Genomic DNA, 23,848 nt, shown 5'->3' on the forward strand with positions numbered 1-23,848 from the left:
GACATGTTGCGGCAGCCAAAAATCTGGTAATTTATCCAGTTTTCCAGGATGCCGCGCTAATGGCGAATTTTCGCACGCACATTACGGTAGCAGCAGCAGGCGGCGTACTCATGGCTTATGCTGGCTGGCAGGCTGAGTGGTGGCCAGCGACTCAGGCGCTATTAATTATTGCCCTGGTAGCCTTTGGCGGTATTTTGCCTGACATAGATGCTGATCGATCACGATCTATCCGTTTGATTTTTAATCTTTTATCGGTGCCTTCACTGGTGCTTGGTGTGTTGTTGTTGCAGCCCTGGTTAACACCAGGTTTGTTGCTAGTGGCGTGTGGTGGCATTTACGTTAGCGTGCGTTATTTTGCGGCGGTGGTGTTCTCACGGCTAACGGTTCATCGAGGTATTTGGCACTCATTGATGGCGGCTGTGCTGTGCGCGCTGATGACTGCCGCGTTTAGTTTTCATCTGCTGGCACAGCCAGCTTGGCTGGCCTGGTGCCATAGTGCAGCGGTACTGCTAGGATTTATCATTCATTTAAGCCTGGACGAACTTTTCAGCGTGGACCTAGAAGGCGCGCGGTTAAAGCGCTCTTTTGGCACCGCACTTAAGCTTGGCGATGGCCGCCGCCCACTATCGAATGTCTTTATGCTGATTGCGCTATTTACCTTGGTGCCCTGGGTACCACCGTGGGACGTGTTGATTGAGTTGTTTCATCAAGGGTCGCTGCTATGGCGATAATCATCAGCGCTTAAACTGTGTTTTTTGAGTTTGTCGTAGAAGGTTTTGCGGGGTATTCCCAGATGACGGCATACGTCGGTTACGCGCCCATGATGGCGGGACAGGGATTGGCTAATCAGGCTCTTTTCAAATAGCTCTACTTGGCGCGGCAACGTGGGCTCTTCGGTGTCGGCGTTGGCCCCTTCCAGTAGCGCATCCAGACGGTAGTCAAAGGCTGCTCCCAATAGCACATAACGCTCTGCAAGGTTACGCAGCTCGCGAACATTACCAGGCCAGTCGTGAGCCAGCAGGGCGGCAATTGAGTGGCTATCCAGGGTAGGGGCTTCTAAGCCACTGCGGTTGGCAGCGACCACGGCGAAATGCTGGAACAGCAGGGGAATGTCCTCGCGTCGCTCGCGCAGTGCGGGCAGTGGCAGGGTGACCACGTTGAGTCGATAGTAGAGATCTTCGCGAAAGCTCCCCTCTTCAGCAGCAGCTTTAAGGTCCACTTTGGTGGCAGCAATCACTCGTATATTGAGTGGCACCGTCTCGTTGGCCCCAAGACGCTCGACGCTACGCTCTTGTAATACGCGCAATAGCTTCACCTGAAGTGCCAATGGCATTGATTCGATTTCATCCAGGAACACGGTGCCACCATTGGCATGCTCGAATTTACCAATTCGCCGTTCTACTGCGCCGGTAAAAGCACCTTTCTCATGGCCAAACAGTTCTGACTCTATGGTGTTTTCTGGCACTGCACCGCAGTTTATCGCCATAAACGGGCTATTGCGTCGGACGCTACGTTCATGAATGGCGCGGGCGACAAGGTCTTTTCCGGTGCCGGTTTCGCCAAATAGGAGCACATCAGCCTCTACTTGGCTGATGCGTTGAATCATTGCTGCTAGGCGAGAAATCACTGCGGTACGGCCGACTAAACGAGGCCCAAGGGCTGCCTGCTGAACCTCAAGCTCGGCTTTTAAGCGCAAATTTTCCAGGCTTAGCTGGCGCTTTTCGATGCCTCGCCTTACGACATCGAGTAGCTGATCCCCAGCGAAAGGCTTTTCCAGAAAATCCCAAGCGCCTGCACGCATCGCCTCCACCGCGGTTGAGATGTCACCGTGGCCAGTGATTAAGATAATCGGCAGTGTGGCATCGCGGCTGTGTAATTCATGTAATAGCGCCATACCGTCCATTCCGGGCATACGAATATCACTCACGATGACGCCGGGAAAGTTTGCTGGTAGTGCCTCAAGCGCTTGTTCTGCAGACTCAAAACAGTGAGGCGTGTAGCCAGCGAGTTCGAGTGTTTGGCTGGCGGTGATACGCAGGTGCGGTTCGTCGTCGATCACCATGACCGGCAGCGTCGACGGCTCATGCATGGTTGTTGCTCTCCTTGACTGAGTATGGCTGCAGTACGTTAGGTGTTGTTGAACAGGGTAGCGTAATGGTGAATCGCGCCCCGCCAGTGGGCTGATTCGCTACCTGCAGCTTGCCGCCCAGATCCTCCATAATACGTGAGGAAATCGAAAGTCCTAGCCCTAATCCGCTGCCGGGTGCTTTCGTGGTGAAGAAAGGTTCGAAGATCTGGCCCAAGTGTTGTTCTGGGATGCCTGGGCCATTATCGGCAACGCTAATCATCACTTGCTGTTGTGCTATTTCTACGCTTAGCGTCAGCATGGGTGACGATACCTCTTTCATTGCCTGTAACGCGTTACTGATCAAATTCACCAGTACTTGCTCTAGGCGGACTAAATCACCCTCAACCCAAAGCGTCTCCTCTGGCCATTGTTGGACCACCCTGATGCCATCATCACGTAAGCGGCTGTGGAATAAACGCAGGGCGTACTCAATACAGGCTTGGACAGAGATTGTTTCCTGACGCTCGCTGCTCTTACGAGAAAACTGGCGCAGCTGGGCGCTAATATCGGCCATGCGCTGGGTAAGCTCGACAATTTGCGCTAGGTTGGCATCTGCTTTGTCCACCCGCGACAGTTCAATAAACCGTCGACCATTTTCAGCGTAGGCGCGAATAGCCGCTAATGGTTGATTTAACTCGTGATTAATACCGGCAGCCAATTGACCTAATACCGCAAGCTTTGCCGCTTGGATCAGCTCATCTTGGGTTTGGCGTAGATTAGCTTCTGCTCGCCGCCGCTCTTCTATTTCACCAGAAAGCCGCTGATTACTGGCGACTAAATCACGTGTTCTTCGCTCAACGCTGACTTCTAGTTCATCGCGTACTCTCGCTAAGGTTTGTCGTTCGCGTTCCGCAAACGCTTCTCTCTCTCGGCGTAAACGCAAGCGTTGCCAACCAATGCCTCCGCCCAAGGCCACCACGCCATATAAGCCTCCCGCCATCAGCGCCGCGATCCACTGGGCGTTCACCACAGGAGTCAGTGGTTTTAAAATATGCATTTGCCAGCCAAACTCTGGGATGGGGCGCGTAAGGCTTAAATAGTGCCCACCACTTAATGGCCCGCTAGCAAAGCTAACAAGATAGCTATCGGACCCGTAAGGGGCTTCAAGCTCAATGCCGGAAGGCGTTAAAGGCTCCATTGCATAGCGACGAGTTGCCCGTAGGCTGTCGCGTTGGCCGTCGGTAAGAGGGTGGAGGGCATTCATGCGCAGCTCAGGGTGGCTGGCCATGAAAATAATATTGTCGCTATCGGTGACAAACAGTTCAGCGTCCTGCTCAGCCCAGCCCTCTTCAACATCGTCGAGCAGTACTTTGACGACGATAACACCGTCGGGTTTTGCATCGGGCGAGGTGTCATCAAGCCACACCGGCGCTGAGAAATAGTAACCACGCTCAAGCGACTGTACACCTAAGCCATAAAAACGCCCCTGCCCCCCGGTAATGGCATCGGTGTAATAGCTGCGAAACGCGTAGTTTTGACCAATGAATGTATTAGGGCGGTGCCAGTTGCTGGCGGCGATGGTATCGGCGTCACGGTTAAGCAAATAAACATCTGAGACCCCAGAGGTAAAGCGAAAACGGTCAAGCAGTAAGTTGAGCGGCATGGGGTCTTGGCTGTCTGGGGAATCTAAAAAACGTTGTACGCCTTCCCTGGTCGCCAGCATTTGTGGCAAATAATCATAGCGCAGTAGGTAACCATTTAAGTTGGCGGCCGACAGCCGCAGCTCGTTTTCGGCATCGTCTTGTAAGTTTGATAGCGCCTGCTCGCGGGCCAGTTGAGCGGCCTGCCACATGCATAGCATCAGTCCTAGCGGAATCGCGATTAGCCAGAGTAGCCGCCAGCGGTGACCTGAAAGGCGAAGTAAGCGACTCATGCGGGTGTGCTGCTGGTACCTTGGGCACGACGCAGTGCTCGCTGGGCGCGGGTTTCCGCTCTGGCCATCTCGAGAAGGCCTTCCTCAACGTACACTAAGTGCTCGTGCGCGCGGCTGCGGGCATCTTCAGCACGCCCTTCTAAAATCGCATCTAGTAGGGCTCGGTGTTGCTTCATTAGCTGCGAACGCGAGTCGGGCTTTGCAAAAAGATGGGCGAGGTTGTCAACGATGCTTTGCTCTAATAAATGAAAAATGCCTCGAATGGTGTGAAGTAACAGTACGTTATGAGCGGCTTCTGCAATAGCAAGGTGGAAGGCTGCGTCTAGTTTTGCTTCTTGGGCGGGGTTGGCACCCACAAATCCACCATCAAGTTCTTCAAAACGCTGGATTAATACGGCTTTGTCCGCTGGTGTTGAGCGTAACGCGGCGTAATAAGCCGAAATGCCTTCCATCGCATCGCGAAATTCAAGCAAATCCAAATGAAATTCGTTGTGTCGGGAAAGCATCTCCAACAAAGGGTCGGTGTAGCCGCTGTTTAGCGTTTCATTCACGAAGGTACCACCCCCTTGGCGGCTGGTAAGCAGGCCTCGTGCGGCAAGCTTTTGAATGGCCTCACGTAGAGAGGGGCGTGACACGCCAAACCGTTCAGCAAGCTCTCTTTCTGGGGGCAGGCGCTGGCCAGGCTTGAGGCTACCTTCAAGAATCATTGCTTCAAGGCGCTCGGTAATCACATCAGCCAAGCGCTGCTGGCGGAGCGGAGGATAAGTCATTAGTGCAGGCCCTTATAATTGGTAAGACCAATAATAAGGGCTTTAATGATTTGTCTCAACAGTAAAAGGCTAGCAAATTGATAGCTATTGGCACCGTTTATTTGACTTATAACTAAAGTATATGACCGAAACATGCCATGGTGGGCGATGCGTGTTTGACACGACTGCGGCGCCTCATTACTGTTGAGGAAAATTTTTTGTAAATTGGTAAAACCAATTTTTATCTGAAGCGACTAATACTGACGCTTCGATGACCGTTTATAGATAGTACTTATAGATAGTGCATCTATTTATTGCATAGGGCCTGCCATGATCATTTCATCACCTACGGACTACCGCCAAGCTGCCAAGCGTCGTATCCCCCCGTTTCTGTTTCACTATGCTGATGGCGGGTCATACGCAGAGCATACGTTGCGGAGCAATGTTGAAGACCTAGCGGGTGTCGCGTTGCGGCAGCGGGTGTTGAAGGATATGTCGTCGCTATCGCTGGAAACCGAACTGTTTGGTGAAAAGATGGCAATGCCTCTTGCCTTGGCGCCGGTGGGGCTAACAGGCATGTACGCTAGGCGTGGTGAAGTCCAGGCAGCACGGGCAGCGACCAAGAAGGGCATACCGTTTACGTTGTCGACGGTCTCCGTATGCCCAATTGCAGAAGTGGCAGCGGCAGTGGAGCGGCCCATCTGGTTTCAGCTTTATGTATTGAAGGATCGGGGCTTTATGAAGCACGTGCTTGAGCGTGCTAAGGCGGCAGGGGTTAAAACATTAGTCTTCACCGTTGATATGCCTGTGCCTGGAGCGCGTTATCGCGATGCCCATTCAGGCATGAGCGGCAAAAGCGGGCCTATGAAACGTATGCTTCAGGCTGCGTTGCATCCTCTTTGGGCTTGGGATGTCGGTGTTTGTGGCCGCCCGCATGACCTAGGCAACGTGTCTGATTATCGTGGTCAGCCGACAGAACTTGAGGATTATATTGCTTGGCTTGGCGATAACTTTGACCCCTCTATTTCCTGGAAAGATCTGGATTGGATTCGTGAGCAGTGGGATGGCTCAATGATTATTAAGGGCATATTGGATGCTGAAGATGCCCGTGATGCAGTCCGCTTTGGGGCGGATGGTATTGTGGTTTCCAATCACGGTGGCCGTCAGTTGGATGGCGTGCCTTCTACTGCACGTGCCCTGCCTGCTATTGCAGATGCAGTCAAGGGTGACTTGTCCATCCTGGCAGATTCTGGTGTGCGTAATGGGTTAGATGTAGTGAGAATGATTGCCATGGGTGCAGACACAGCATTGATAGGTCGTGCCTTTATCTATGCGCTTGCAGCGGCAGGTGAGGCGGGGGTTGCTAACCTGCTTGAGCTATTCGAAAAAGAGATGAAGGTGGCGATGACGCTCACCGGTGCGCGAACGATTGCTGATCTCAGCACCGAATCATTAGTTCCTGACGCAATTCCTGCGCTTAAATAACGCTCAAATAGAGGGGGTGATGCTGCCAGCATGAGAGTAACAGACGAATGTTGGCGTTTTTTTACAAAATCCCTTGCCAAGACGGCAGCGAATCCGTAAAGTACGCATCCGCTGCCGGGGACGCACAGCGTTACCAGCGGTGATTGAAGGTGAAAACCTTCGGTTTGTCAGAGAGTTAGGGCAGTTATAAAGAAAGCATCGTTATCTCGCTTTCTTAACCCACTCGCTTCACTCGCTAAAAACAGTAATTGACAAACACTAGGAAATGCGTAGAATACGCCTTCCTCGCTGAGGCAAGCCAGTTCATCGGTTAGCCAGTCACTTCTTCGGAAGTTCAGCAGCGAAAACAGCTCTTTAACAATTTGATCAGGTAATTCATGTGGGCGCTTGCCGATGAGGGTGATAAATCACCAAATATCAAGGCAAGCGGTCATGACAATGTAAATTGAAATGAATTCGTTTGAACCTTGAGCCAAGTTTGATGCGCTTTTGTTGCCTTCGGGTGACGAGTAAGTATCACAATGATTTTAAACTGAAGAGTTTGATCATGGCTCAGATTGAACGCTGGCGGCAGGCCTAACACATGCAAGTCGAGCGGTAACAGGGGTAGCTTGCTACCCGCTGACGAGCGGCGGACGGGTGAGTAATGCATAGGAATCTGCCCGGTAGTGGGGGATAACCTGGGGAAACCCAGGCTAATACCGCATACGTCCTACGGGAGAAAGGGGGCTCCGGCTCCCGCTATTGGATGAGCCTATGTCGGATTAGCTAGTTGGTGAGGTAAAGGCTCACCAAGGCAACGATCCGTAGCTGGTCTGAGAGGATGATCAGCCACATCGGGACTGAGACACGGCCCGAACTCCTACGGGAGGCAGCAGTGGGGAATATTGGACAATGGGGGCAACCCTGATCCAGCCATGCCGCGTGTGTGAAGAAGGCCTTCGGGTTGTAAAGCACTTTCAGCGAGGAAGAACGCCTAGTGGTTAATACCCATTAGGAAAGACATCACTCGCAGAAGAAGCACCGGCTAACTCCGTGCCAGCAGCCGCGGTAATACGGAGGGTGCAAGCGTTAATCGGAATTACTGGGCGTAAAGCGCGCGTAGGTGGCTTGATAAGCCGGTTGTGAAAGCCCCGGGCTCAACCTGGGAACGGCATCCGGAACTGTCAAGCTAGAGTGCAGGAGAGGAAGGTAGAATTCCCGGTGTAGCGGTGAAATGCGTAGAGATCGGGAGGAATACCAGTGGCGAAGGCGGCCTTCTGGACTGACACTGACACTGAGGTGCGAAAGCGTGGGTAGCAAACAGGATTAGATACCCTGGTAGTCCACGCCGTAAACGATGTCGACCAGCCGTTGGGTGCCTAGCGCACTTTGTGGCGAAGTTAACGCGATAAGTCGACCGCCTGGGGAGTACGGCCGCAAGGTTAAAACTCAAATGAATTGACGGGGGCCCGCACAAGCGGTGGAGCATGTGGTTTAATTCGATGCAACGCGAAGAACCTTACCTACTCTTGACATCCTGCGAACTTGTGAGAGATCACTTGGTGCCTTCGGGAACGCAGAGACAGGTGCTGCATGGCTGTCGTCAGCTCGTGTTGTGAAATGTTGGGTTAAGTCCCGTAACGAGCGCAACCCTTGTCCTTATTTGCCAGCGGGTAATGCCGGGAACTCTAAGGAGACTGCCGGTGACAAACCGGAGGAAGGTGGGGACGACGTCAAGTCATCATGGCCCTTACGAGTAGGGCTACACACGTGCTACAATGGCCGGTACAAAGGGTTGCGAGCTCGCGAGAGTCAGCTAATCCCGAAAAGCCGGTCTCAGTCCGGATCGGAGTCTGCAACTCGACTCCGTGAAGTCGGAATCGCTAGTAATCGTGAATCAGAATGTCACGGTGAATACGTTCCCGGGCCTTGTACACACCGCCCGTCACACCATGGGAGTGGACTGCACCAGAAGTGGTTAGCCTAACGCAAGAGGGCGATCACCACGGTGTGGTTCATGACTGGGGTGAAGTCGTAACAAGGTAGCCGTAGGGGAACCTGCGGCTGGATCACCTCCTTAAACGATGCATCATCCTCGCGGTAAGCGCTCACAATGAATTACCTGATCAGAATGCTGTTGATACGCAGTGATAAGCGTTTTCTTCATAGTGAAAGAAGAGAAAAGAGCTTTTTTAAGATCTTCTTTAAAGACCTTTCTTTTCCTTTTAATGTGAAAAAAGCAACCGCTTATCACTGCGCATAGCAGTCGCTCTTTAACAATGTATATCATGCTGACATAAACGCTTCTTTGAAGTGTTTATACGTAATTGTTTTGTGATACGTCTCAAGCGTATCCGGCAATCGTTATCATTGCGAGACACCAGACTCCTTCGGGTTATAGGGTCAAGCAATGAAGCGCACACGGTGGATGCCTAGGCAGCCAGAGGCGATGAAAGACGTGGAAGCCTGCGATAAGGCTCGGCGAGGTGGCAAACAACCTGTGACCCGGGCATTTCTGAATGGGGAAACCCACTCATCATAAGATGAGTATCTTGCGCTGAATATATAGGCGTAAGAGGCGAACCAGGGGAACTGAAACATCTAAGTACCCTGAGGAAAAGAAATCAACCGAGATTCCCCTAGTAGCGGCGAGCGAACGGGGACCAGCCCTTAAGCATGTGACTGATTAGGCGAATGCGCTGGGAAGCGCGGCCATAGTGGGTGATAGCCCCGTAGTCGAAAATCTGATCATGTGAAATCGAGTAGGTCGGGGCACGAGAAACCTTGACTGAAGACGGGGGGACCATCCTCCAAGGCTAAATACTCCTGGCTGACCGATAGTGAACCAGTACCGTGAGGGAAAGGCGAAAAGAACCCCGGAGAGGGGAGTGAAATAGATCCTGAAACCGTGTGCGTACAAGCAGTAGGAGCAGACTTGTTCTGTGACTGCGTACCTTTTGTATAATGGGTCAGCGACTTATATTCAGTGGCGAGGTTAACCGTTTAGGGGAGCCGTAGGGAAACCGAGTCTTAACTGGGCGACACAGTCGCTGGATATAGACCCGAAACCGAGCGATCTATCCATGAGCAGGGTGAAGGTTGAGTAACATCAACTGGAGGCCCGAACCAGGATCTGTTGAAAAAGATTTGGATGACTTGTGGATCGGAGTGAAAGGCTAATCAAGCTCGGAGATAGCTGGTTCTCCTCGAAAGCTATTTAGGTAGCGCCTCACGTATCACCGCCGGGGGTAGAGCACTGTTTCGGCTAGGGGGTCATCCCGACTTACCAACCCGAGGCAAACTCCGAATACCGGTGAGTGCGAGCGTGGGAGACACACGGCGGGTGCTAACGTCCGTCGTGAAAAGGGAAACAACCCAGACCGTCAGCTAAGGTCCCGAAATCCTGGTTAAGTGGGAAACGATGTGGGAAGGCTCAGACAGCTAGGAGGTTGGCTTAGAAGCAGCCATCCTTTAAAGAAAGCGTAATAGCTCACTAGTCGAGTCGGCCTGCGCGGAAGATGTAACGGGGCTAAACCAGGTACCGAAGCTACGGGTTCACACTTAGGTGTGAGCGGTAGAGGAGCGTCGTGTAAGCCAATGAAGGTGAATTGAGAAGTTCGCTGGAGGTATCACGAGTGCGAATGCTGACATGAGTAACGATAAAGGGAGTGAAAAACTCCCTCGCCGGAAGACCAAGGGTTTCTGTTCGACGCTAATCGGAGCAGAGTGAGTCGGCCCCTAAGGCGAGGCCGAAAGGCGTAGTCGATGGGAAACGGGTTAATATTCCCGTACCGGACATGATTGCGATGGGGGGACGGAGAAGGCTAGGTGAGCCAGGCGTTGGTTGTCCTGGTGAAAGTGAGTAGGCTGGCATCTTAGGTAAATCCGGGATGCTTTAAGGCCGAGACACGAAACGAACTGACCACGGTCAGGAAGTCATTGATGCCACGCTTCCAGGAAAAGCCTCTAAGCTTCAGATCATGTGCGACCGTACCCCAAACCGACACAGGTGGTCAGGGTGAGAATCCCAAGGCGCTTGAGAGAACTCGGGTGAAGGAACTAGGCAAAATGGTGCCGTAACTTCGGGAGAAGGCACGCCGGCGTAGGGTGACGAGACTTGCTCTCAGAGCCCGAACCGGTCGAAGATACCAGGTGGCTGCAACTGTTTAGTAAAAACACAGCACTCTGCTAACGCGCAAGCGGACGTATAGGGTGTGACGCCTGCCCGGTGCCGGAAGGTTAAATGATGGTGTTAGCCGCAAGGCGAAGCTCTTGATTGAAGCCCCGGTAAACGGCGGCCGTAACTATAACGGTCCTAAGGTAGCGAAATTCCTTGTCGGGTAAGTTCCGACCTGCACGAATGGCGTAATGATGGCCACGCTGTCTCCACCCGAGACTCAGTGAAATTGAAATCGCCGTGAAGATGCGGTGTACCCGCGGCTAGACGGAAAGACCCCGTGAACCTTTACTATAGCTTCACACTGGACGCTGATGTTGCCTGTGTAGGATAGCTGGGAGGCTTTGAATCTCGGACGCCAGTTCGAGGGGAGCCAACCTTGAAATACCAGCCTGGCATCATTGGCGTTCTCACTCAGGTCCGTTATCCGGATCGAGGACAGTGTGTGGTGGGTAGTTTGACTGGGGCGGTCTCCTCCCAAAGAGTAACGGAGGAGCACGAAGGTACCCTCAGCACGGTCGGACATCGTGCAGTGAGTGCAAGAGCATAAGGGTGCTTGACTGCGAGACAGACACGTCGAGCAGGTGCGAAAGCAGGTTCTAGTGATCCGGTGGTTCTGTATGGAAGGGCCATCGCTCAACGGATAAAAGGTACTCCGGGGATAACAGGCTGATACCGCCCAAGAGTTCACATCGACGGCGGTGTTTGGCACCTCGATGTCGGCTCATCACATCCTGGGGCTGAAGTCGGTCCCAAGGGTATGGCTGTTCGCCATTTAAAGTGGTACGCGAGCTGGGTTTAGAACGTCGTGAGACAGTTCGGTCCCTATCTGCCGTGGGCGTTGGATGTTTGAGAAGGGCTGCTCCTAGTACGAGAGGACCGGAGTGGACGCACCTCTGGTGTTCCGGTTGTCACGCCAGTGGCATTGCCGGGTAGCTATGTGCGGACGGGATAACCGCTGAAAGCATCTAAGCGGGAAGCCCCCTTCAAGATGAGACATCCCTGAGGCCTAGAGCCTCCTGAAGGGCCCAGCGAGACCAGCTGGTTGATAGGCACGGTGTGGAAGCGCTGCAAGGCGTTGAGCTAACGTGTACTAATGGCCCGTGAGGCTTGACCCTATAACACCCAAGGGGTCTGGTCGCAGTGATAACGAGACGAGTGTGAAGACACTCAGAGAACCGGATACGCGAATCAAGCCCAACGTGACACACGAAGGGCTTGAGGCGAAAGAGACGCCACAAAACATCAGTAACATGTTCAGCATGATATACATTAAAAGTTACGCCTGACGACCATAGCACGCGTGAACCACCTGATCCCATGCCGAACTCAGAAGTGAAACCGCTTAGCGCCGATGGTAGTGTGGGGTCTCCCCATGCGAGAGTAGGTCATCGTCAGGCACTTATACCGCAAAAAACCCAGCCCATCGGCTGGGTTTTTTGTTTGTGCGGAAGAAAAAAGCACCCTCTGGCCCCTATCACAAAGCGGTCACTTCCCGAAGCGTACACCGCACGTCATCCCCGAGCCACCGCACCGTCATTCCCGAGTCACCACACCGTCATTCCCGAGTGGGGTTATCGGGAATCCACCTTGACCTTGGACAGCAGAAGCCCGAAACCACAGTTCAACTATTGGGGGGCAGTTCACTTACGCCGTGGGGATTTTTTTTGCCTAACATTTACCATTCGATAGGCTTGCTAGCCCAATCCCAGAAGCTGCCGGTATCTTCGGGAGTGCGTTGAGACATTACTTTCAATAATTGTTCAGCGACGAAATCAGGTGTAAATAGCTTTTCGCTGGGTACACGAGCCTGGAAAGGTTGCGACAGCGATGTATCTGTGGTGCCTGGGTGCAGGCACAACACAATAGACTGCTTGTTCAGTCGTTTGAGTTCGATGGAGATGGTCTTCATTAACATGTTGTGCGCTGCTTTACTGGCACGGTAGCTGTACCAGCCGCCATGCCCATTATCGCCAATAGATCCAACGCGTGCCGACAAGCTGGCGATAATAGACGGGTGTTTGCCTTGCAGCGATGATTTAAGTGCGGCTATGAGTAGAGCGGGTGTGGTCGCATTAACATGCATAACATGGGCGAATGACGCTTCATCTAACTGTTCTAAGCGTTTTTCAGGTTGCACATTACGCGCCTCATCATGCAGCGTACCAACGGCATTGAACAACAGGTGTATCGGGCGACCGTTTAACTGTTGGCAAAGAGCCTCACGCCCTGATTTTGTGGTGATATCGACGTTCGCCACCTCAACGGATGCGTCCTGAAAAGATGGGTCTTGAGAAACAAGAGGTGAACGGCTTACGGCAACGACATTACCCACATGGGTATCGGCAAGCAGCCTCTTAATAATAGCGTTACCTATGCCGCCATTGGCACCGATGACAACAGCGGTAAAGTTTTCTGGAAGGTGGGAAAGCATTCTTTCGGCTCCAATTGTGAATATCAATGTTCACATTGAAGCTTCTTGTACAGGTTTTGTCTATGAATGTGCGGAAATACTAGGCAGATGCGTTAAAGCGACCTGGTTGGGCATTATTGCGCCCATTTGGCTTGTAGAGCGTTTTTTCAGCAATTTGGCGAATGTAATCCAGCATTTCCTGATTATGCTTCATTCTAAGCGATAGCATTTGCCCGGTTAATGCATTCATGCGTGATACACGTTCGCTTTTTTCGAGCAAGTTTTCCCAGGTAATCAAACAGTCTGCATCGTTAGCTGCTTGTTTGGCGCCAAGCGCACCCTCTGTATAGCCAAGCTTTGTCTGCACGTTTCGGCGCAATTGCTCAATGCGTTCTAGCTCAACTAGCAGCGCCTGTTTTTTCAGGGCTATAGCAGAGAGAGTGTCGCCGTCAATGCTGCCTTTAGTAAGCTGTGCTTGTTCATCTGAGAGCAGCAGTACTAATTCATCAAGGCGTTGCAGTTGATCTGAGAGCAGTCGTGAAAGACCCATAATCGTTCGCTTATAAATCTTTTAAATTAGCAATTAAGCCGTCAGCAATGCGATCCGCACGAATCTCTAGCTTCCCTTCACGAATAGCTTCGCGAATTTCCTCAACTTTTGCCGTATCGATATCGTGTGAGCTATCCGTATGCGTTTGGCTAAGTTGCGTTGCTGAGCGTGTCGCGCTGTCTGCTTCGGCTGGCTTATTGCCGCCTATTTTCTGTGCTTCATCACGCTGCTGCGCCTGATTAGAACGTAGCAACGGATTAATATTATCGATTTTCACGTTGTTTGCCTCATCGTCAACGTTGGTGCGGCATGCGCTGTATTACCTACTATCGGCCTGAGTAGTAAGGACTTTAGGCATTAGATTAAAAATCTATCACCAATGTTCCTTGGCCAATGACGCGTGCGGTGACTAACTCCCGCGTATCAAAGCGCACACGAATACGCTCGCCTTGTGCACCATCAGACAAGGCCTCTCCTTCGCGTGACACTCGGAAACCAGCGCCTTCTGCTATGACAGTGACGCGCTGCCCTCGTTTCACCACTTGAGGCGCTTGAAGATAGTGGGACTGGAAAGTACTGCCGCTTCGAATAGGACGCTGCGCGACCATACCGATAATATCGTCTTGGTCGGTAAGTGCTTGGGCGGCGAGATCCCCAAGATTGCCTTCTCGTGATGTCAGCATATCACTCGTGATGAGCGTGCCCCTATCAATATCCTGCCCAGCCACGGCGTAACTACCAATGATATCAATTTGCGCTTGGATATACCGCACTTGACGACGGTTTTCGCCACAGCGCACGCCGACCGAAATGCGCCCGATAGGGGATTGATTGGCATTCGGGAAAAAGGGTTCGGGTGCAATGCACTCAGGTAAATGTGCAGAAGGAGGTGAGATATCAATCATCACTTCCTGCCCAAGCGATTGAGATTCTTGATAAAGGAACTGTTGAACGGTATCCATCAACAGTTGGTTATTCGCATGCGCGTGAAATGAAAAGCCAAGGCTGAGCAGTGATAGGCAAAGTATTTGCTTAAGAGTCGCCAGATAGGATCGCGTTGGGCGCAGCGGGTGTGGCATGGGAGAGTCGCTCAATCGAAGGGAAGCAGATGATAATCATCAACCGTGCAGTGTAGTGCAAAAGTACCCTGTGCATCATATGAAATGCTGGTGTAAACGGCAGCTGTTCCATGCTTTAGGCTGACGAAGCGAAGCCTATTATTCATCATCAATAATATCCGTTTTAATTTGCCTCTCAGCGAACGAGGATTGGCATGATTGATCAGCTTGAATCTGCCTTTAATTATCACCAGCAGGCACTGGGCTTGCGTCAAGCGCGTCACGACGTGCTGGCAGCCAATATTGCCAATGCCGATACGCCTAACTATAAAGCGCGCGATCTCGACTTTGCCAGTGAGTTAAAGAAGGCTGTTGCGGGCAGTCAGCCACAGCAGCAGCAAAATGGCGCACTGACGCTCGCACGAACTTCAGAGCGTCATCTGCAAGGTGAAGGCCCTGCATGGCGGGGTGTAGGCAGTGCAGAGCTGCTTTATCGCATCCCCGATCAGCCCAGCTTGGATGGCAACACGGTCGATATGGATCGTGAGCGGACACAGTTTGCAGACAATGCTGTTCGTTACCAAGCCGCACTAACCATCATGAATCGCCGAATTCAGGGCCTGAAAAACGCGATGCAGCCGGAATAACCGAGCGGTAGGAGAAAGTAATCTATGTCGATGTTTTCAGCCTTTGATATTGCTAGTTCTGCCATGAGCGCCCAGGCGCAGCGTATGAATGTTACCGCTAGCAATATGGCCAATGCCGACAGCATTGCAGGCCCTGATGGAGAGACCTATCGGGCCAAACAAGTGATGTTTGAAACCCAAGCGCACAATAATCGATATGGCGTCGGTGGTGTACGTGTCACTGAGGTAGTTGAAGACGACGCTCCGCTACGTCTGCAATACATGCCAAACCATCCTGCTGCGGATGAAGAAGGCTATGTCGCCAAGCCCAATGTTGAACCCGTGCATGAAATGGTCAACATGATCTCGGCGTCGCGTTCCTATCAAGCCAACGTAGAAGTGTTCAACACAACGAAGCAGATGATGGTGCAGACGCTATCACTGGGTGAGGGTTAATTATGAGTACAATCGACCCGGCAACACTTTCGGCAATTAATGGCGGCGGCAGTGCTTCCCAGTTAAAGCAGAGCGCGTCAGATGAGTTGCGTAGCAGTTTTCTAACGCTACTGATTACTCAGCTACAGAATCAAGATCCGCTGAATCCGATGGAAAATGCGGAAATGACCTCCCAGATTGCACAAATTAATACGGTAAGTGGGATTGAAGAGCTGAACACCACTTTGCAAAGCATTACTAGCCAAATGGATGCCAACCAAGCACTGCAAGCAAGTGGCTTGATTGGCCAAGGTGTGATGGTGCCTGGCAACAAGGTCATGCTAGAGCAGGATAGTGAAGGAAAACCCTACACGACACCGTTTGGTATTGAGCTTGCTAAACCCGCCGACCAGCTTACCGCGGTGATTGTTGGCCAAGGTGGCGAAGTGATTAGACGCTATAACTTGGGTGCGGTAGAAGCTGGTGTGCAGTCTTTCCAGTGGGACGGTAAAAACGAACAGGGCGAAGCCGCTGCCAGTGGCCGTTATACGGTTCAGCTAGAGGCTCAAGATGCTGAGGGTGAAACACTAGACTCAACCGCATTGAATTATGCGGTTGTTAATAGTGTGACCCCTAACGATGGTAGTGGAAATATTCAGCTGGATTTAGGGGCTGTTTACGGACAGGTTCAGTTGAATCAGATCAAACAAATTCTTTGATTTAGACGCCTAAATCACTCTCTAGGAGAATGTAATGAGCTTTTCTCAAGCTTTAAGTGGTTTAAATGCACAGTCTGAAAACTTAAAAATTCTAGGCAACAATATTGCCAACTCACAAACTGTGGGGTTTAAAAGTTCGGGTGCTATTTTTGCTGATGTTTTTGCTGGAGCAAACAGCCAAGTAGGCCTTGGTGTTAAAGTAGCTAATGTTCGTCAAGATTTTACTGCTGGTGATTTAGAGTCTACTGGACGTACGTTGGACCTTGCTGTGGCGGGCGAAGGCTTCTACCGCGTTGAGCAGTCAAGTGGAGAAGCCGCCTACACACGTAACGGCCAGTTTAGTCAAGATAATGAAGGTTTCCTGGTTAACTCTTCAGGCCAACGTCTCACAGGCTATGGGCTTTCTGATATCAATGATCCGTTTTCAGAAGTCATTGCTGGCGGCGCGCCTCAAGCATTGCGTATTCCCGCAGATGATATTCCTGCCCAAGAAACTGGGCGTACCACGGCTACTTATAATTTAGACGCCAGTGTTGTTGCTAACGAAAATCTACAAACGGCAGTGCTTTATGATCAGTTTGGTACTACTGATCCTGCCAATGAAGTAGAAGTGGAATATCACTTCTCTAATAGTTTTACGGTTTACGACTCTCTGGGTAATGCTCGAAATGTCTCTACGTATTATACCAAAACCGGGGATAACACCTGGAATGTTCAAGTCGCTAGGGATGGTGTTAAATTAGATAATAGCAATGACTTTGAATTAACGTTTGACGCTAATGGCAATCTTGAAAGAGATGCCAATAACAATATTATTGGTGTTGATGGCGGTGAGGAAGTCAACTTTACTTTCCCCGCCGGCGATCTGGGCGGAGCTGAAGAGTTAGATTTTACTTTCAATTTAGTGGGTACTACTCAGTTTAACAACACATCGATCCAGAATACGTTGACGCAAGATGGTTACTCTTCAGGTAGCTTGGCGGGCTTAGAAATTACTCGCGATGGCAGAGTTATCCGTATCTTTACGAACGAACAGCGTCGTGATGCTGGCCAAGTAGTGTTGGCCAACTTTGCAAACGAAGAAGGTCTTCAGCCGATTGGTGATAATGCCTGGCGTGAAACCAATGCCTCTGGCGTTGGCATCATTGGAACAGCGGGCACTGGCGTTTTCGGCACTATTGAGTCGGGCGTGCTTGAAAACTCTAACGTTGATCTGGCGAAGCAACTGGTTGACACGATTGTTTCCCAGAGAGCCTACCAAGCGAACTCAACGTCTATCAGCACCCAGGACGAGCTCCTGCAGACCATTATTAACCTGTAGTCACTCGTGATAATGGCGTGATGCTGCGCTAAGGAGTCAGTTGTGGATCGTATGCTATACACCGCCATGAGCGGCGCCAAACACACAATGGACCAGCAGGCAGTGGTTAGCAATAACCTGTCGAATGTGTCTACCGCAGGCTTTCGCGCTCAGTTGCAAGCTGCGCGTTCAGTCCCGGTAGAGGGCGCTGGGCTACTCGACACGCGGGTATCGGCGGTAACGACCACCCCAGGCACCGATTTTTCGCAGGGCCCTATTGAACGCACGGGTCGAACCCTCGATATCGCGATGCAGGATGATGCCTGGATGGCGGTGCTAGGAGAGGACGGCACTGAGGCGTACACCCGCCGGGGTGACCTGCAGTTGGATAGTGATGGCGTACTGCTTAGTGTTGGGCGCCCGGTAATGGGGGAAGGTGGCCCCATTGCCTTGCCCCAAGGTGCGCAAGTATCCATTGGTGCGGATGGCACCATCAGCGCTATTCCCCAGGGTGAGGGGCCTGCGGCACTGGTTGATGTCGGCCGCATCAAGCTAGTCACGCCCGATGAACAGGCGTTGACGCGCGGTGAAGATGGCCTGTTTCGCGGGCCTGTGAATGATGAAGGCGTCGCCGCCGTGCTTCCCGGTGATGAAGATGCCCGAATTGTCAGTGGTGCACTAGAGGGCAGTAACGTCAGTGCCGTAGATGCCATGGTGTCTATGATTGATGTTGCCCGCCGTTACGACATGCAAATGAAAATGCTCAGCACGGCGGACGAGAATGCTCAGCGCGCTAACAGCATTTTATCTATTCAGGGCTGATAGCAGCCACTCAGCCAAGGGAACACGCTTATGATTAAGTCCTTGTGGACGGCCAAGACGGGACTGGAGTCTCAGCAAACCAAACTAGATGTTATTTCCAATAACCTAGCGAACGTGAGCACAAACGGGTTTAAACGTTCCCGTCCTGTGTTTGAAGATCTGCTCTATCAAAATATGCGCCAGCCCGGAGCGCAAAATAATATTCAGGATCGCCTGCCTTCTGGCATGCAAATAGGTACCGGTGTGCGTGCGGTGGCGACTGAACGCCTGCATACCCAAGGCGGTCTTGAAGAAACCAGTAACTCCCGCGATCTGGCGATCAGTGGAGAAGGCTTTTTCCAAGTGTTATTGCCTGATGGCACCGTTGGCTACACCCGCGACGGCAGCTTTCAGCTCAATGAAAACGGCCAAATGGTGACTGCCAATGGTTACCCATTAGAGCCTGCCATTTTTGTTCCTGCTAACGCGTTGTCGGTCACGATTGGTGAAGATGGTACGGTCAGCGTACGCCAACCTGGTATCGCTCAAGATGCCGATATTGGCCAGATCAATGTGGCATCGTTTATTAATCCAGCAGGCCTGGAGAGCGTTGGCGGTAACTTGTACTTGGAAACCGGTGCCTCGGGCGCGCCCAACCAAAATGTCCCCGGTAATAACGGTGCTGGCAGGTTATTCCAAGGCTATGTAGAAACCTCAAACGTGAATGTGGTTGAGGAGATGGTCAATATGATTCAAACCCAACGCGCCTACGAAATTAATAGTAAGGCGGTATCGACCAGCGACGAAATGTTAGCGCGCTTGAGTCAGCTCTAACGTTATTGATGAATAGGGCTTACTAAATCGGGCTTACTAACAGGTCGCATTATGTTGGATTTACACGCTGCTTCACGTCGTTTTTTGTTAGTTGGCCTTGCGCTGTTTATTTTATTTGTGGCTGGTTGCGCGCAAATTCCGCGAGCCTCGGTGGTGGGTGAGCAAGAGCAAATTACGATTGTGGATCGACCGCCGCCAATCGCCAATGGCTCTATTTATCAAGCGCGCCGCGGTTATCAGCCGCTATTTGAAGATCGCCGCCCGCGATCCATTGGCGATATTTTGACCATTGTGCTCGATGAAGAGGTGAGTGCTAGCAAAAATGCCCGATCCAATGCAGATCGTTCGGGTAATGCCAGCTTAGAGCTTGCGCAACTGCCCGATGTGCTGGACACGTTGGCCGAGTATGGTTTCGATGTATCGGGGGCGAGTGACTTTGCGGGGGGCGGCGGGTCCCAGGCCAACAATACCTTCACGGGCACGATCACCGTGTCGGTATTGGAAGTGATGAATAACGGTAACTTGCGGGTGCGCGGTGAAAAGCAGATCGCGATTAACCAGGGAACAGAATTCATTCGTTTCTCAGGGGTGGTTAACCCACGCACAATTACTGCGCAAAACACCGTGCCTTCGACCCAAGTGGCAGACGCAAGAATTGAGTATGTGGGTGATGGCTATATCAATGAGGCACAGCATATGGGCTGGCTGCAACGCTTTTTCTTAAATGTATCGCCGTTTTAAGTCAGTCACTCGGCCCGCTAACAGAGACCTATCATGGCTATGCAGTTAAACCGTTATCGTAGTGTTAAGCACTGGCTACGTTGTGTTGCTATGTTCACGGCACTCTTTGCCGTTAGTTGTTTGCTGGCGATGCCAGCCGCAGCGGAACGAGTGCGTGAACTATCAAGCTTTGCCGGGGTGCGCGATAACCAGTTGGTTGGCTATGGTTTGGTCGTGGGGCTGGATAGCACCGGTGACCAAACCACGCAGGCGCCGTTTACCAGCCAAAGCTTGACGAACATGCTCTCCCAGTTAGGCGTTACAGTGCCGCCAGGTACTAACTTACAGCTGCGCAACGTTGCTGCCGTCATGGTCACTGCTGACTTACCGCCGTTTTCACGCCCAGGTCAGCGCTTAGATATCGTTGTGTCTTCGATTGCCAACGCCCGCAGCTTACGTGGTGGAACGCTATTAATGACGCCGCTGAAAGGTGCCGATGGTGATACCTATGCCATCGCTCAGGGCAACATGCTGGTGGGTGGCGCAGGCGCTCAAGCAGGCGGTAGCAGTGTCCAGATCAATCAGCAAGCATCCGGCCGCATTCCTAATGGGGCGTTGGTTGAGCGGGAAGTGCCGCTAAATCTTGGCGGTAACGGCGGACGATTAGAGTTACAGCTTAATGAGTCAGACTTTGGCACGGTACAGCGCATGGTAACGGCCATTAATAACGAATTTGGCCAGTCGGTAGCGTATGCGCGCAACGGGCGGGTGATCGCACTTGATGGCCCGATGGATGAAAACGCCCGGGTTAACTTTATGGCGCGTGTAGAAAATGTGCAGGTGACACCCATGGAGGCACCCGCGCGGGTCGTACTCAATGCACGGACGGGTTCCGTCGTCATGAATAGCGCTGTCACCCTACGCCAAGCAGCCGTTGCTCATGGCAACCTCTCTATCATGATTGATACCCAGTTTGGTGTTAGCCAGCCAGCTCCCTTTGGTGAGGGCGAAACGGTGGTTGTGCCCAATACGGATATTGAAATTGAACAGCAGGAAGCATTTCTACAAATCGTAGAAGGTGCCCAATTGAATGAAGTGGTCAATGCACTCAATGCCTTGGGAGCCACACCGCAAGATTTAATGTCGATTCTTGAAGCGTTGAAGGCCTCCGGATCGCTTCGCGCAGAGCTTGAGGTTATTTAAATGAGCATTGGCGATATGACCAGCCAGTTCGCGCTGGACATGAACGGCTTTCAGCGCTTGCAGCACAACGCCCGAGTGGATCCTGATGCCGGTGTGCACGGTGCTGCGCAGCAGTTTGAAGCCCTGTTTGTGCAGATGATGATGAAAAGCATGCGCGATGCTACTCCTTCTTCAGGTCTGTTGAGCAGTTCGACAACCGATACTTACCAGCAGATGCTGGATCAGCAGTGGTCGCAAGTGATCTCGTCTAAAGGCATGGGGTTGGCGGATATGCTGGTGGAACAGCTGCAGCGCCAAGGGGCGGTTAATCATAAGTCAGATAGCGCTGACCAAGAACTGCAGGCGCTTATTGCGGGCATACCGCGCGGGACACCGAGGGTGTTGGATGAGCCACTTCAGCCGAATCGCGGTGGTTATGCGCCAGCCTCGGGTAATGGGCGGTTCTTAGCTGAACTAGACGCGATTAGCCAACAGCCAGCCGCTGAGACAAGCAATACCAGCACGGCATCGACGACAGTTGCCTCCTCAGCTACGCCCACTTCCGCCGCGACACCTGCCAGTTTTAGCCAGGCACCTGATCACGTTCAGCGCTTCTTAACGACGTTAGCGGCTCCAGCCCAGGCTGCTAGTGATGCCACCGGTGTGCCAGCTGAGCTTATTTTGGCACAAGCAGCGTTGGAAACAGGCTGGGGACGCCATGAAATTGCCACGCAACACGGCGGCAATAGCCACAACTTGTTTGGTATTAAGGCGGGCAGTCACTGGCAGGGCAAGACGACCGATATCGTCACCCATGAGTATATTGATGGCCGTCGTACCCAGGTCGTGGACTCTTTCCGCGTCTATGACTCGTTTGAGCATGCGTTCACCGACTATGCCAATTTGATCGGCAACAATCCGCGCTACGCGGGCGTCGTGCAGGCCGCTGATGCGCAACAAGCCGCCCATGAACTACAGCGGGGCGGTTATGCGACGGATCCACACTATGCTAATAAACTAGTTGCTGTCATGAATACCATGGGGCCGATAGCAACGGGGCGCGATTTTCTCGCAGATTCCCGTTAACGTGTGATTCAAGTTTTTCTGCGCACTGCCGATAGACATCTTATCGGCCTAAGGAATTGACCATGAGCATGTTTTCAATCGGCTTAAGCGGCCTTAATGCGGCGCAGAATGCCCTCAGTACTACCAGCAACAATATCAGTAACGTTTATACGCCTGGGTATAATCGTGAGCTGGCTCAGCTTGGCCAAGGGTCTGTGGGTGGCGGCGTTAAGATCAACAGTATCGAGCGCCAGTTTAATACGTATGTCTCGAACCAGCTTAACAATGCTAAGACCCAATCAAGCGCACTGGCGACTTACAACAACCAAGTCACCCAAATAGATAATTTGCTTGCGGATCGAGAAGCGGGCTTGTCGCCGTTAATGCAGTCGTTTTTCTCCTCTTTGGAAGATTTGGCCAGTGCGCCAGCGGATCCTGCTGCTCGCCAAGGCGTTGTTGGCTCGGCCAATACACTCAGCGCCCAATTCCGTTCTTTTGACGGTTATCTGCAAGATATGCAGAGCAATATTAATAGCCAAGTCAAAGATGAAGTTATTCAGATAAATAACACGACTGAACAAATTGCCGGCCTGAATCGCGAAATTGCGCTTGCCCGTGCACGTAGCGGCGAAGCGCCCAATAGCCTGTTGAACCAGCGCGATCATTTGATTTCTGAGCTCAATGAACGCATGGATATACGCCTAAATATACAGGATGGGAAAAGCTACAACCTCAGTTTGCCGAATGGTCAGCCGTTAGTAACGGGGACCAGCGCGTTTAAGCTTGAAGCTGTGCAATCAGACGCTGATCCACAGCGTACCGTGGTGGCTTATCGTGATGGTGGAGGTGGCGTAACTCAGTTGGGAGAGTCAGCGATTAAAGGTGGCGCCCTGGGTGGTCTGATGACATTCCGTTCAGAAACGCTGGATAAAACTCAGAACCAAATTGGCCAGCTGGCGGTTTCTCTTTCAGTGGCGTTTAACGAGCAGCACAAGCAGGGTGTCGATCTGGATGGCGAGCAAGGTGGCGATTTTTTTGCCGTGCGTGCTCCCCAAACGTTTAGCCATGAGAAGAACAGTGGCACAGCCGTCATTGAGTCTGCCGAGTTTGATATCGACACGATTGACCAGCTGCGCGCGACGGATTACACCGTTCGCTTTGAAGATGGTGCTCCAACCGTTACGCGTAACGATAACGGAGCAACAGTAGATGATGTTGACTGGGACGCGGGAACGGGTGCGCTAACGTTTGGTGGCGTAGCACTTACGATTAGCGGCACGCCTAACAATGGTGACCGTTTTGAAGTGCAGCCGGTGCGCCGGGGCGCAAGTGACATGGATGTCACCATCAAAGAGCTAGACCGTATCGCTGCTGGTACACCAGTGAATCCTGAAGACGACCCTGCCGACTGGGTAGCGACGGGTGCAGGTGATAACCGCAATGCTTTGGCATTACAGGACTTACAGCAAAAAGCCATCGTGGGTGGTAGTGCATCGGTGAGCGGCGCATATGGCGTCATTGTCAGCGATGTGGGTAACCGTACCAATATTACCCAGGTGAATTTAGATGCTCGACAAGGGTTAACTGATCAATTGAAAGCAGTGCAGCAATCTGAGTCAGGCGTCAATCTTGATGAAGAAGCGGCTAACTTGATTCGCTATCAGCAGTATTACCAAGCGAATGCGCGCGTGATTGATACCGCGGGTGCCATTATGGACACCATCTTGAATCTACGGAACTAATAAGGAGCT

19 protein-coding genes and 3 rRNA genes are annotated in these 23,848 nt (G+C 52.0%); 15 read left to right on the forward strand and 7 right to left on the reverse strand.

The annotated features are described in order from the left end of the window. Positions 1-59: 59 nt before the first annotated feature. A complete protein-coding gene (locus B6A39_RS00330) occupies positions 60-731 on the forward strand; it encodes a metal-dependent hydrolase (protein ID WP_083000269.1) in 672 nt (223 codons plus the stop codon). On the opposite strand, the gene B6A39_RS00335 is transcribed toward B6A39_RS00330, so the two are convergent. Genes B6A39_RS00335 through B6A39_RS00345 form a run of 3 tightly spaced genes read right to left on the reverse strand, consistent with a single transcriptional unit; the run spans position 707 to position 4,771 of the window. After that, positions 707-2,089, reverse strand: coding sequence for a sigma-54-dependent transcriptional regulator (locus B6A39_RS00335; protein ID WP_083000271.1), 1,383 nt, complete (start codon positions 2,087-2,089; stop codon positions 707-709). The two genes, B6A39_RS00330 and B6A39_RS00335, sit on opposite strands and share 25 nt — an antisense overlap. Continuing rightward, positions 2,082-4,001 carry a sensor histidine kinase gene (locus B6A39_RS00340; RefSeq protein ID WP_083000274.1) on the reverse strand — a complete coding sequence of 640 codons (1,920 nt, stop codon included), beginning with the start codon at positions 3,999-4,001 and terminating at the stop codon, positions 2,082-2,084. Before B6A39_RS00340 ends, B6A39_RS00335 begins: the two co-directional genes overlap by 8 nt. Next, positions 3,998-4,771: a GntR family transcriptional regulator gene (locus tag B6A39_RS00345; protein ID WP_009724995.1), complete on the reverse strand. Its 774-nt coding sequence runs from the start codon at positions 4,769-4,771 to the stop codon at positions 3,998-4,000. Before B6A39_RS00345 ends, B6A39_RS00340 begins: the two co-directional genes overlap by 4 nt. Before the next feature lie 309 nt (positions 4,772-5,080). Between B6A39_RS00345 and lldD the strand changes: the two genes are divergently transcribed. From lldD to rrf, 4 genes are all read left to right on the forward strand, one after another. Continuing rightward, positions 5,081-6,235: an FMN-dependent L-lactate dehydrogenase LldD gene (gene lldD, locus B6A39_RS00350; protein ID WP_083000277.1), complete on the forward strand. Its 1,155-nt coding sequence runs from the start codon at positions 5,081-5,083 to the stop codon at positions 6,233-6,235. A 529-nt stretch (positions 6,236-6,764) separates the two neighbouring features. Further along, positions 6,765-8,297, forward strand: a 16S ribosomal RNA gene (locus B6A39_RS00355). A 321-nt stretch (positions 8,298-8,618) separates the two neighbouring features. Beyond that, a 23S ribosomal RNA gene (locus B6A39_RS00360) occupies positions 8,619-11,512 on the forward strand. Between the two features lie 166 nt (positions 11,513-11,678). Beyond that, a 5S ribosomal RNA gene (rrf, locus tag B6A39_RS00365) occupies positions 11,679-11,794 on the forward strand. Together the 16S, 23S and 5S rRNA genes form the textbook arrangement of a ribosomal RNA operon. Positions 11,795-12,072: 278 nt before the next feature. Here the strand turns inward: rrf and B6A39_RS00370 are convergent. The 4 genes from B6A39_RS00370 to flgA all read right to left on the reverse strand — a co-directional run bounded on the left by B6A39_RS00370 (position 12,073) and on the right by flgA (position 14,436). After that, a complete protein-coding gene (locus B6A39_RS00370) occupies positions 12,073-12,828 on the reverse strand; it encodes an SDR family NAD(P)-dependent oxidoreductase (protein ID WP_083000280.1) in 756 nt (251 codons plus the stop codon). A 79-nt stretch (positions 12,829-12,907) separates the two neighbouring features. After that, positions 12,908-13,357, reverse strand: a complete 450-nt coding sequence (locus B6A39_RS00375; protein WP_083000283.1) for a flagella synthesis protein FlgN — start codon at positions 13,355-13,357, stop codon at positions 12,908-12,910. A gap of 10 nt (positions 13,358-13,367) precedes the next feature. Further along, positions 13,368-13,634: a flagellar biosynthesis anti-sigma factor FlgM gene (gene flgM / locus B6A39_RS00380; RefSeq protein WP_038480118.1), complete on the reverse strand. Its 267-nt coding sequence runs from the start codon at positions 13,632-13,634 to the stop codon at positions 13,368-13,370. A gap of 85 nt (positions 13,635-13,719) precedes the next feature. Next, the gene (gene flgA, locus B6A39_RS00385; protein ID WP_083000285.1) at positions 13,720-14,436 is read right to left on the reverse strand and encodes a flagellar basal body P-ring formation chaperone FlgA; all 717 of its coding nucleotides are present in this window, start codon (positions 14,434-14,436) and stop codon (positions 13,720-13,722) included. Positions 14,437-14,630: 194 nt separating this feature from the next. Between flgA and flgB the strand changes: the two genes are divergently transcribed. The 10 genes from flgB (at position 14,631) to flgK (ending at position 23,839) form a co-directional block, all read left to right on the forward strand. Continuing rightward, the gene (gene flgB / locus B6A39_RS00390; protein ID WP_009724004.1) at positions 14,631-15,062 is read left to right on the forward strand and encodes a flagellar basal body rod protein FlgB; all 432 of its coding nucleotides are present in this window, start codon (positions 14,631-14,633) and stop codon (positions 15,060-15,062) included. Between the two features lie 24 nt (positions 15,063-15,086). Next, the gene (gene flgC, locus B6A39_RS00395) at positions 15,087-15,497 is read left to right on the forward strand and encodes a flagellar basal body rod protein FlgC (RefSeq protein ID WP_038480124.1); all 411 of its coding nucleotides are present in this window, start codon (positions 15,087-15,089) and stop codon (positions 15,495-15,497) included. A gap of 2 nt (positions 15,498-15,499) precedes the next feature. Next, positions 15,500-16,195, forward strand: a complete 696-nt coding sequence (locus tag B6A39_RS00400) for a flagellar hook assembly protein FlgD (protein WP_038480127.1) — start codon at positions 15,500-15,502, stop codon at positions 16,193-16,195. Positions 16,196-16,229: 34 nt separating this feature from the next. Then, a complete protein-coding gene (flgE, locus tag B6A39_RS00405; protein WP_038480130.1) occupies positions 16,230-17,516 on the forward strand; it encodes a flagellar hook protein FlgE in 1,287 nt (428 codons plus the stop codon). Between the two features lie 42 nt (positions 17,517-17,558). Continuing rightward, positions 17,559-18,317 carry a flagellar basal-body rod protein FlgF gene (gene flgF / locus B6A39_RS00410; protein WP_083000288.1) on the forward strand — a complete coding sequence of 253 codons (759 nt, stop codon included), beginning with the start codon at positions 17,559-17,561 and terminating at the stop codon, positions 18,315-18,317. 30 nt (positions 18,318-18,347) lie between these two features. Beyond that, positions 18,348-19,130 carry a flagellar basal-body rod protein FlgG gene (gene flgG, locus B6A39_RS00415; protein ID WP_038480136.1) on the forward strand — a complete coding sequence of 261 codons (783 nt, stop codon included), beginning with the start codon at positions 18,348-18,350 and terminating at the stop codon, positions 19,128-19,130. Positions 19,131-19,181: 51 nt separating this feature from the next. Continuing rightward, the gene (locus tag B6A39_RS00420; protein ID WP_083000291.1) at positions 19,182-19,871 is read left to right on the forward strand and encodes a flagellar basal body L-ring protein FlgH; all 690 of its coding nucleotides are present in this window, start codon (positions 19,182-19,184) and stop codon (positions 19,869-19,871) included. A gap of 39 nt (positions 19,872-19,910) precedes the next feature. Beyond that, positions 19,911-21,053, forward strand: coding sequence for a flagellar basal body P-ring protein FlgI (locus tag B6A39_RS00425; protein ID WP_083007817.1), 1,143 nt, complete (start codon positions 19,911-19,913; stop codon positions 21,051-21,053). After that, a complete protein-coding gene (gene flgJ, locus B6A39_RS00430; RefSeq protein WP_083000294.1) occupies positions 21,054-22,118 on the forward strand; it encodes a flagellar assembly peptidoglycan hydrolase FlgJ in 1,065 nt (354 codons plus the stop codon). 62 nt (positions 22,119-22,180) lie between these two features. Then, positions 22,181-23,839: a flagellar hook-associated protein FlgK gene (gene flgK / locus B6A39_RS00435; RefSeq protein ID WP_083000296.1), complete on the forward strand. Its 1,659-nt coding sequence runs from the start codon at positions 22,181-22,183 to the stop codon at positions 23,837-23,839. Positions 23,840-23,848 lie beyond the last annotated feature (9 nt).

Source organism: Halomonas sp. GT (assembly GCF_002082565.1).
Classification (GTDB): domain Bacteria; phylum Pseudomonadota; class Gammaproteobacteria; order Pseudomonadales; family Halomonadaceae; genus Vreelandella.

Excerpts from the sequence above, each read along its gene's own strand:
- B6A39_RS00330 (WP_083000269.1), top strand. The coding sequence starts at position 60 with ATGGCGAATTTTCGCACGCACATTACGGTAGCAGCAGCAGGCGGCGTA.
- B6A39_RS00335 (WP_083000271.1), bottom strand. The coding sequence starts at position 2,089 with ATGCATGAGCCGTCGACGCTGCCGGTCATGGTGATCGACGACGAACCG.
- B6A39_RS00340 (WP_083000274.1), bottom strand. The coding sequence starts at position 4,001 with ATGAGTCGCTTACTTCGCCTTTCAGGTCACCGCTGGCGGCTACTCTGG.
- B6A39_RS00345 (WP_009724995.1), bottom strand. The coding sequence starts at position 4,771 with ATGACTTATCCTCCGCTCCGCCAGCAGCGCTTGGCTGATGTGATTACC.
- lldD (WP_083000277.1), top strand. The coding sequence starts at position 5,081 with ATGATCATTTCATCACCTACGGACTACCGCCAAGCTGCCAAGCGTCGT.
- B6A39_RS00370 (WP_083000280.1), bottom strand. The coding sequence starts at position 12,828 with ATGCTTTCCCACCTTCCAGAAAACTTTACCGCTGTTGTCATCGGTGCC.
- B6A39_RS00375 (WP_083000283.1), bottom strand. The coding sequence starts at position 13,357 with ATGGGTCTTTCACGACTGCTCTCAGATCAACTGCAACGCCTTGATGAA.
- flgA (WP_083000285.1), bottom strand. The coding sequence starts at position 14,436 with ATGCCACACCCGCTGCGCCCAACGCGATCCTATCTGGCGACTCTTAAG.
- flgB (WP_009724004.1), top strand. The coding sequence starts at position 14,631 with ATGATTGATCAGCTTGAATCTGCCTTTAATTATCACCAGCAGGCACTG.
- flgC (WP_038480124.1), top strand. The coding sequence starts at position 15,087 with ATGTCGATGTTTTCAGCCTTTGATATTGCTAGTTCTGCCATGAGCGCC.
- B6A39_RS00400 (WP_038480127.1), top strand. The coding sequence starts at position 15,500 with ATGAGTACAATCGACCCGGCAACACTTTCGGCAATTAATGGCGGCGGC.
- flgE (WP_038480130.1), top strand. The coding sequence starts at position 16,230 with ATGAGCTTTTCTCAAGCTTTAAGTGGTTTAAATGCACAGTCTGAAAAC.
- flgG (WP_038480136.1), top strand. The coding sequence starts at position 18,348 with ATGATTAAGTCCTTGTGGACGGCCAAGACGGGACTGGAGTCTCAGCAA.
- B6A39_RS00420 (WP_083000291.1), top strand. The coding sequence starts at position 19,182 with ATGTTGGATTTACACGCTGCTTCACGTCGTTTTTTGTTAGTTGGCCTT.
- B6A39_RS00425 (WP_083007817.1), top strand. The coding sequence starts at position 19,911 with ATGCAGTTAAACCGTTATCGTAGTGTTAAGCACTGGCTACGTTGTGTT.
- flgJ (WP_083000294.1), top strand. The coding sequence starts at position 21,054 with ATGAGCATTGGCGATATGACCAGCCAGTTCGCGCTGGACATGAACGGC.
- flgK (WP_083000296.1), top strand. The coding sequence starts at position 22,181 with ATGAGCATGTTTTCAATCGGCTTAAGCGGCCTTAATGCGGCGCAGAAT.